Source organism: Paenibacillus hubeiensis (assembly GCF_032334105.1).
GTDB classification, from domain to species: domain Bacteria; phylum Bacillota; class Bacilli; order Paenibacillales; family Paenibacillaceae; genus Paenibacillus; species Paenibacillus hubeiensis.
The window spans coordinates 257,905-266,119 of sequence record NZ_JAVYAE020000009.1 but is presented as its reverse complement, the minus strand read 5'-3'; the positions used below and the strand labels follow the sequence as shown (position 1 = coordinate 266,119).

7 protein-coding genes are annotated in these 8,215 nt (G+C 49.8%); all 7 read left to right on the top strand.

Going from position 1 to position 8,215, the window contains the following annotated elements; all coding sequences use genetic code 11:
* Positions 1–206: 206 nt before the first annotated feature.
* From RSX24_RS22035 to RSX24_RS22005, 7 genes are read left to right on the top strand one after another with little or no spacing between them, the layout of a single operon-like run.
* A complete protein-coding gene (locus tag RSX24_RS22035) occupies positions 207–497 on the top strand; it encodes a hypothetical protein (protein ID WP_236421074.1) in 291 nt (96 codons plus the stop codon).
* A 33-nt stretch (positions 498–530) separates the two neighbouring features.
* Positions 531–1,166, top strand: coding sequence for a hypothetical protein (locus tag RSX24_RS22030; protein ID WP_343261783.1), 636 nt, complete (start codon positions 531–533; stop codon positions 1,164–1,166).
* A gap of 20 nt (positions 1,167–1,186) precedes the next feature.
* Positions 1,187–2,602 (top strand): phage baseplate assembly protein V, encoded by a 1,416-nt coding sequence (locus RSX24_RS22025; RefSeq protein ID WP_236421072.1) that lies wholly within the window; start codon positions 1,187–1,189, stop codon positions 2,600–2,602.
* Positions 2,603–2,637: 35 nt separating this feature from the next.
* Positions 2,638–3,753 (top strand): pentapeptide repeat-containing protein, encoded by a 1,116-nt coding sequence (locus RSX24_RS22020; RefSeq protein WP_236421071.1) that lies wholly within the window; start codon positions 2,638–2,640, stop codon positions 3,751–3,753.
* Positions 3,725–4,261 (top strand): hypothetical protein, encoded by a 537-nt coding sequence (locus tag RSX24_RS22015; RefSeq protein WP_236421070.1) that lies wholly within the window; start codon positions 3,725–3,727, stop codon positions 4,259–4,261. The genes RSX24_RS22020 and RSX24_RS22015 overlap by 29 nt, the downstream gene beginning before the upstream one ends.
* A 14-nt stretch (positions 4,262–4,275) precedes the next feature.
* Positions 4,276–4,710, top strand: a complete 435-nt coding sequence (locus tag RSX24_RS22010; protein WP_236421069.1) for a DUF4280 domain-containing protein — start codon at positions 4,276–4,278, stop codon at positions 4,708–4,710.
* Positions 4,711–4,712: 2 nt separating this feature from the next.
* Positions 4,713–8,210, top strand: a complete 3,498-nt coding sequence (locus RSX24_RS22005; RefSeq protein WP_236421068.1) for a DNA/RNA non-specific endonuclease — start codon at positions 4,713–4,715, stop codon at positions 8,208–8,210.
* The last annotated feature ends 5 nt before the right edge of the window (positions 8,211–8,215 follow it).

The window sequence follows — 8,215 nt, the reverse complement described above, 5'->3', positions numbered from 1 at the left end:
CCTAAAGGTTATGGTTTGTTTACCTATCCGACGACAGGAGACTTTTACGCGTTGTTTATCGCTGAATTGGAGCATAACCATGCGTTTAGTCAGGTTGATTTATTGGAAGATGAAGATATCCCGGAACGAGAACGTTATATTCAATTGTACATTTAAAGGTTGTTGGAAAAGTGTAAGGGGCGCCGGTTAAAACAACTGGGGCCTGCTTGTCAGGTTCGATGGAGCTTGTGTTGGATGAAGAGGAATGCAATGTCGGTGAACTGGAGTTGGGGCGCTTCAAGCTGAAAGAAGGTGCAAGGCTCCGGCAGGATTACCAGACGTTCGCGGATCTTGCGACCGAGTTCACACATTGCATGTCATCCATGTTCCCTATGGTCAGCACGTTGTCCCCGCTCATGGTGAGGGATTATGCGGACCGGATCTTGGCCGGAGCAGGAGGCCGGGGCGGACGTCTAGGCTACTTGGGTGGCGGTCCGCAGCGAATGATCGTGGATTAACAACGTCAGTAGAGAAAGGGGGTGTTTTATCGTATGGAATATCTTGATCGCAAAGTGATTCCCATGTTATACAGCCAACGAGGCAATGAAGAGGTTGATCAGAGCAGTACTGTAGACGAGAATATTACAGCTGCGCATAGGCATCACGTTGGTGATCCTGCCGAAATGCCAACGATGCTGCGCATTGGAAACGAAAACGTATTTTTGAAACGTACGGAGTTGTTCGATGGCCGAGTAGCCGCCTTTCTTCCGCGTTCGTTGCGTTTGATTTCGGAGAAGGAAGCAGACATGAAATATCCCTCTTCTAATCGGCCGGAACGGATATATACCAACGATACGGGCACAGTCAATTTTACGTTCAATAGATTGGACCATCGGATTTCGGCAGAGGAGATGACCTCCTTTACCGAAACGATGGCGAATGTCCTTCGCAGTACACAACCCATTAGACAATGGGATAAACAGGGTGTACGCATTACAGATACAGGGCATGTCCTGGGTTACTGCCAGTTTTCCGTTCAGGGGTTGAATGATCAGATTTACAATTACATCGGTTTTACGATCTTGGACCAGAAGGTTCTGGTATATGGATTTAATTGCACGGATGAGGAGAAGAAGGATTGGGTCGAGCCTGGCGAAATGATACTGAATTCGCTTGAGATCCTTTGATGTAGAAGGGAGATGGGAGCATGAGTCTGACTTATGAAAATCTGATTATTGAGCCGTATGAATTACTGCATTTGCAAGAACTGACGATTCGCAAAAAGATGAATGAGCACACCAGGCTTGTGTTCCAAGGCATGGTATCGGAGGAATGGAAAGATCGCTATGTCGATGTTACGGATCGAGATACGCCTGTAGAAGTGTGGCAAAAAGACGAAGAAGGCAACAAAACCCCGTTGTTCAAAGGCATACCGTTGTCGGTTGAAGTGCAGGTTGTCAGAGGCGTGTATACGCTTCGAGTCGAAGCGATCTCACATACATATCGGATGGATATTACCAAGCGGACGCGGACGTTCCAAAATATTCAAATGACGTTGCCTGAATTGTTGAAAGAACTGGATCAGGATTATCCGGGTCTTGATGTCATTGATGAGGGGACGGGCGGGGCCAAGATTGGCAAGGTTGCCGTGCAATATCAGGAAACGGACTGGGCGTTTCTTCGGAGACTTGCTTCGCGTTTTCATACCAGCCTGATGCCAGCCGCCCAATTTGACAGTCCAAAATTTTATTTCGGCGTCTTCGAGCACGGAAATTCGATCGATCTGGATAATACGCGGTATACGATTCGCAAAAACATGTCTCCATTCATGTACTTTACCGAGAATGATTCGCTGAAGGTCAGCGAGTCGGATTTCATTGTGTACGAAATCGAAACCGACCAGGTCATGGAACTTGGACATCATATTACTTTTCGAGGCAGAAGCTTATATGTAACAGAAGCTTATACCGAATTGGTGAGCGGAATCGTGAAACATCAATATGTCCTCAGTCTTCACAGAGGGCTGCGGCAAAAGACATACTACAATTCGTTAATTGCCGGTAGCTCGCTGCTTGGACGCGTCATTTCCGTTCACAGCGGCCATGTCAGAGTGCATCTGGACTGCGATGAAAAGCAGGAGCCGGAAGAAGCATTGTGGCTCCTGTATCAGTCGCCCTACATCGCTGAGGGAAAGACAGGATGGTATGTCATGCCGGAAGTGGGAGATCCGGTTGCGGTCTATTTCCCAACGCATGATGAGGAAGAGGCCTATGCGACAGGAGCTCCCCGCCTGGATAACCAGGTTACGGGCACGAATCAGTTGAATAAGCCGGATCACAAAATCTTCCGTACGCCTTATGGCAAAGAGATCAGACTAACGCCGGATGCGATTTCCATTAGCAGCAAAGAGGGAGAAGTATTTATTCGGCTCAGCGGGGATGAGGGCATCCAGATTACGGGCAGCCAACAAGTCCGTATGTCTGCCGGAGGCAACATCTCACTGAAAGCCGGGAAGAAAATAACGTTATCTGCCGATTCGCAGTTACTGCTCGAAGGTGGCGGGGGAACGTTCAAATTGGATGGACAGGCAAAAATGAGCGGATCGGAAGTGAAAGCCAACTAGTTTGGCTTTCATGAAGAGAAGGAGGATAAGGGCAGATGGATCGCAAGGAGTCTCTGTTGCATTTCTATACCTGCCAGGTGGAACCCGCTAGAGCAAAGCTTATGGAAGATTTGCAGCATACGCTGGTTACGAGGCGCACGGAATTGGAAGCCGAGTTCATAGATCATTTCAAGCATATGATTCGGGATGTTAGCGAAGCCCAAGAACGGGGGGAAAAGGGGAATGTTGCCTATATCCAGTATTCCATGCTGCGAACAGAATTGGTAGGAGGGGCGATGAACATCCTGGTTGAGGCTTGCGATGATTCATGGTTGCTGGATCGCTCCCCTATCCGGGCATTCTATTCAGCTAACTGGGCGTATGAGTGCATTGGACGGATGCTGGATGGATTAAGAGAAGCGATACCCAACTACCAAGGAAGCGTGCCGCTGGTGGAATTGGACCGAATCATGTTACGGGAAGCGGGATTGGTAAACCGGTATCTCGTACAGTTCATACGCCGCAGCTGTCGCGCTTTGGAAAACTTCCAGCTAGATTCGCTTATGCATTTGGACCAGGTATTCGAAGTGCGAGTGGGCGAGTATCTGGATGCCAGCGAGTGCGTCTTTCGTTTGGATCGGCGAAACAGAAGCATTGAGGATATTGGCGCGGCATTGGAAGAAAGCGACGGTCTGGAGGTCATGTATGCACATTTTAAAGGACTCGATATGAGCGAAATGGAGTGCAGCGATCTGGATTTTCGTTACAGCCGCTTTGAACATATCGACATGCATTCAACCGATTTTCAGCGCTGTGTTCTGGTGGGGACGCTTTGGCGCAACTGCGATCTGGATGACGCCAACTTCACGGGAAGTGTTCTGCATGGAGCAGACTTTAGTGGCTGTTCATTGGCAAGAGCCGTATTCCGGGACACGATCGGAGAGGTAGGGCATGCGGAAGGACTCGTGCAGGGGCCAGGTTATGATGCGCTTAACTTCGAAAATGCAAACCTTGCAGGAGCCGATTTTCGCGGGGCACGCCTTCGCGGAGCCATATTTCGCGGGGCTAACCTGACCGGTGCGTTATGGGACGGCGCCGATGTAGAGGGGGCTATTTTTGACCATACAGAGAGGGGAGACGCCGATGATCCGATACTTTCGTTTAACGGCTGATGACAGGTGGATCCACCGGGTAGAAACGGAACCTGTTGGGGAACTGCAGCGCAGGGCTTGGGTTCAAGCTTTCCAGGATTCGGGCAGTGAGCACACTGCCATTAACCTTTATGTGCGCGGCGGGTTCCATGTGGATTATACGGATTATTTAGAACAACCCATGCCCCTGGTATCGGATCGGCTGCTTGAAATACTTACGTTGTACCAGCCGCGAATCCAACGAAGGGCCACTGTATTAACGGACAAGGAACGGATGACCCAGGAGACATACTGGGCTATTCATCCTCCTGCATTGGCCAATGTATTATCCCCTCAAACCCTTAGGCGAAAGGACGGAAGTCTGGAGCAGATTGTTCTGAAGCGGGAATTCCCGGAGTCGCCCTTGTTCCAATTAATGGAGCTGCGCGAAACCGTGATCATTGTCAACCTTGCTTTGGCCGAAAGCATTCTGCGCCGTGATGTAAAGGGAGTGCGGTTGGTTCCATTGGACATGGAGCAAGCCTATTAGAAAGGAGCGTTAAGATGGCGGAAAATCAAGATCAGGAGGCACAGATTCGAACGTCTGGAGAAGCCTCCAAAGGTTACGTCGTTGCAGGAGCGATCCTTAAATGCAATTGCGGGACGCAACGTACACGATTGAAGATTCCATTCAGCCATGGAGTTTATATTAAAGGCAAGGCACAGATGACGGTCGAAGATTATGTACCAGGCATTCATATCGGTTCATTCGGCAATTGTTCCAATCCACTGAATCCAGCAGTGGCGGCAAGTACAATGGTTGACATCTATGGGGTCAAGAAAGCCCCATGCGTACCTGTATTGACTATGCCTTGGCTTCACGGAAAGGGAGATACCAAGGTGGAAGGGAAGGCTGCGCTGCTGAGTCACTGTACGCATAAGTGTCTGTATGGCGGCGATATCGTCATTGAGGATGACGGGCAGCAATTGGACTTTTGACGATGAGTGAAATCACGGAGAAGAAGCCTGATCGTATCGGATACGAACAACTTCGCCTATATTGGCCTTATCGTGCACAGTGGCTGGAAAACGTGCAAATCACCCGTCAGGTAAACGAGCATGCGAAGCTATATGTTAGCGGCATCCTTCCAGAAGAGGATGGACCGGGTATTCTCCGGGTTCAGGCAGAGGGAGAACCTATTGTGCTCAGGCAAATCGATGAAAGCGGCAGATCCGTGCGGCGTCTCTTCCATGGGGTCTTGACTTCGTTCACGGTTCATCTGTCGGGAGGCATTTATCGGTTTGAGCTTGAGGCGATGTCCAATTCCTACCAAATGGATATTCGCCTGGAGGAACGGGCCTTTCAAAACAGAGGCTGGACGTTCAAAGAACTGATCCAATTCATCATGAAACCCTATCCGAACTCGGACGTTCTGGATCAGGTGACTGGTGATACCAAATTAAGCCACCTTGTTTTACAATATAAGGAGACCGATTGGATGTTCCTGCGCCGGCTCGCCTCAAGGTTCGGCACAGTGTTGGTGCCCGAGATTACGGCAGCGTCTCCCAAGCTCTTTATCGGTTTGCCGGTAGGCAAGTTGTGGAAGTGGCCGGAGGACCAGCCTTACCAGGTTCGCAAAGAGCTGGGCGGAATGGATTGGCATGGCTCCGATGTAGAGCATCGTTATATCATCCGTGGGCCGAAAGGCACGCAAGGCGTATTACAATATACCATGGAAAGTTCCGAGACCTATGCACTCGGAGACAAGGTTGAGCTTCCCGATGGCAGGGAGCTAACCGTCGTGTATGCATATTCCCGTCTGGAATCGGGTCTGTTGATGACCACCTATCGCATGGTTCCCGAGGATCAGATTCGCGTTCCGCGCTGCGACTTGTCGGACCTGATTGGCTTGTCCTTATACGGTGAGGTGGTTCGTGTCATTCACGATCATGTTCAGCTTTCATTGCCGATGGACGAAGGCCCTATGACGCAAGGGGCGGCCTGCCCCTATCCGATCGCTCCGGCTTATGCGGCTGAAGGACATAGCGGGTTGTACATCATGCCGGAAATCGGGGATACGGTGGAACTCTATTTTCCGGGGAGCCGGGAGTCCGGAGCATACATCCGCCATGCTGTTCCTGAGGGGAAGCGATCTGTCAGCGGTGGATCGGATCATAAGGTGTGGGGGCATCCTGCTGGAAGCTCCATCGGTATGTCGCCTGAGGAGGTTACGCTGCAAGCCGGATCGGGGATGACGATCACCTTGAACGACCAGGGTGTAATCCTGGAAAGTCCGGGAAACCTGTCCATTCAGGGAAGCAATATTACATTTAAAGCTGGACAGATCGAAGCTACGGCACCGGAAGCGATCTGGCTGCTTGGCGGCGGAGGCAGCTTCATATTGGACGGAGAAGCGAATGTTCGGGGGAGCGTGATTCAGCAGGAAGGCAGCAACAAAGCGCCTGTGCATGTAACAGATTTGCCGCCAGAGCCGGAGCCGCCGTTAATGCCGATCGAGGAGTATGAAGCGGCCCAGGCTGCTGCAGCCGCAGAAGCCGCCGCGGCAACGCAAGCATCGACGACCAACCCCAAGGCAGGTTCGTTGTTTGGAGCAGCGCTCGCTGTTGCTGGCATGATACCGATCGTAGGTGCACTGGTAGGAGCTGCTGTTGCCGCTCAAGCGGTGGGAATGGCGGCTGCGGCGGCAGGCGTCATTGGGGCCATCCCCAAAACAGGGTCATTCAGGCCTTCCGCACAGAATTTGCTTGATCGTCTCACAAGCGGATTTGTTGAGTTGCAACAACAGGAGAACGATGCCAAGGCGATGATGCTTGGTAAAATGCTGACGGCTGCCCGAGAGCTCACGATGGCCACGTCCCCTACGGATTGGGTCAAGAAACTGTTGCAACAGAGCACCGAGATGAGCGCTGCTTATTATGAGGTTCCGCCGTATATTCGGGAGAAGTGGGTTAAAGCTTCTGCGCCACCAGAACCCGCAGATCCGGGTTATCGTCTGGTGTACAACTCACAATGGCGATTGTGGTTGCCTGTTAATGAGCAGGGAGTTACGGATCAGGCTGCTTTGCAGGCGTACCAGAAGGATAAAGGGAAGATAGACATGGGTCCCTTGTTACAAGGCCCATACCCGGTAGAACCTGTTGTGGATCTCTATCAGATGCAGATTGATGATCTTGAGCAAGGGAAACAGCCTTTTTCTGGAAGACCGGTTAGCGAAGAATATGCTAAAATGATGATAACTTGGCTGAAGGTAAATCAAGCTTTTTCTGGACTTCAAATGATGGTAGGCAGCGTGTATGGTGCCAAGGGAGTATCAGGAGCACAGCTTAACAAGGCATTGTCTGGATCGAAGGCTATACCTAGTACAGGTACAAAAACCAGTGTGACGAGTACGATGATCACTGGGGTGAAGAACTTTGGCAAGAAGTACTGGGAAGACCACTCGGTTATCAGGATCGTACCTGGGTACTTTTGGTCTAAAGAAGAAGGTACGGGAAATCGAGTAGGGAGCATCAAAAAGCCAGCAGGAAAAGTTACCAATAGCGAATCGGGATCACCCCCTAAACCAGCAAAGAATGCATCCGAATCGGAGAGTAATAATACGAGTCGGACGCCTTCGTCAAAAACAAGTGAGTCAGACACGACGACACCGCCGAAAAACAACATGACGTCGAAGAACAAACCAAATGAAAATGAATCAGAGTCACCTCCTAAACCAGCAAAGAATGCATCCGAGTCGGAGAGCAATAATACGAGTCGCACGCCTTCATCTAAAACTAGTGAGTCAGAGACGGCAACAACGCCGAAAAACAATACAACGTCGAACAATAAACCCAGCCAAAATGGTCCGCCGAATGAGGTGAACTCATGGAAGTCTTCTGCACCGAAGAAGACGGATAAGAGTAAACAGCAAGCTGATTCGAAAACGCCGGAATCCTCCCAGTCAGAGAAACCTAAAGTGAATCCGAATAACAATAAGCCAAAGGATGACTCTGGAGCCACTGAGGGGACGCCTAAAGCTCCTAATAAGACTCATGTTGATAATCCATTTGACGATGCAGGTAAGCTAAAACCGAATGTGAAATATAAAGCTGGTGAGCACCAATATGACTACGAAACGGATCATATGGGGAGAATTGAAAAATTTACTGCTGATGATTTAAAATTGACTACAAGAGATGAACGATTACCGCATGCTGCAAATACACCAGGTAAGCAGCCTGGCGACCATGCAGGTCACTTGGCAGGGGATAGGTTCGGCGGTTCTCCTGATTTAGACAACCTTGTTTCGCAATCAAGTGAAGTAAATTTAAGCAAATATAAAAAACTTGAAAACAAATGGGCAAAAGCATTAAAAAACAACAAAAATGTAAAGGTTGAGGTTAAAATTAAGTATGACGGCGAGAATCCTAGACCTACAGAATTTGAAGTAATTTATGAAATTGATGGAGCTATTGATAAGCTTGTTATAAAAAATTAAGGAGA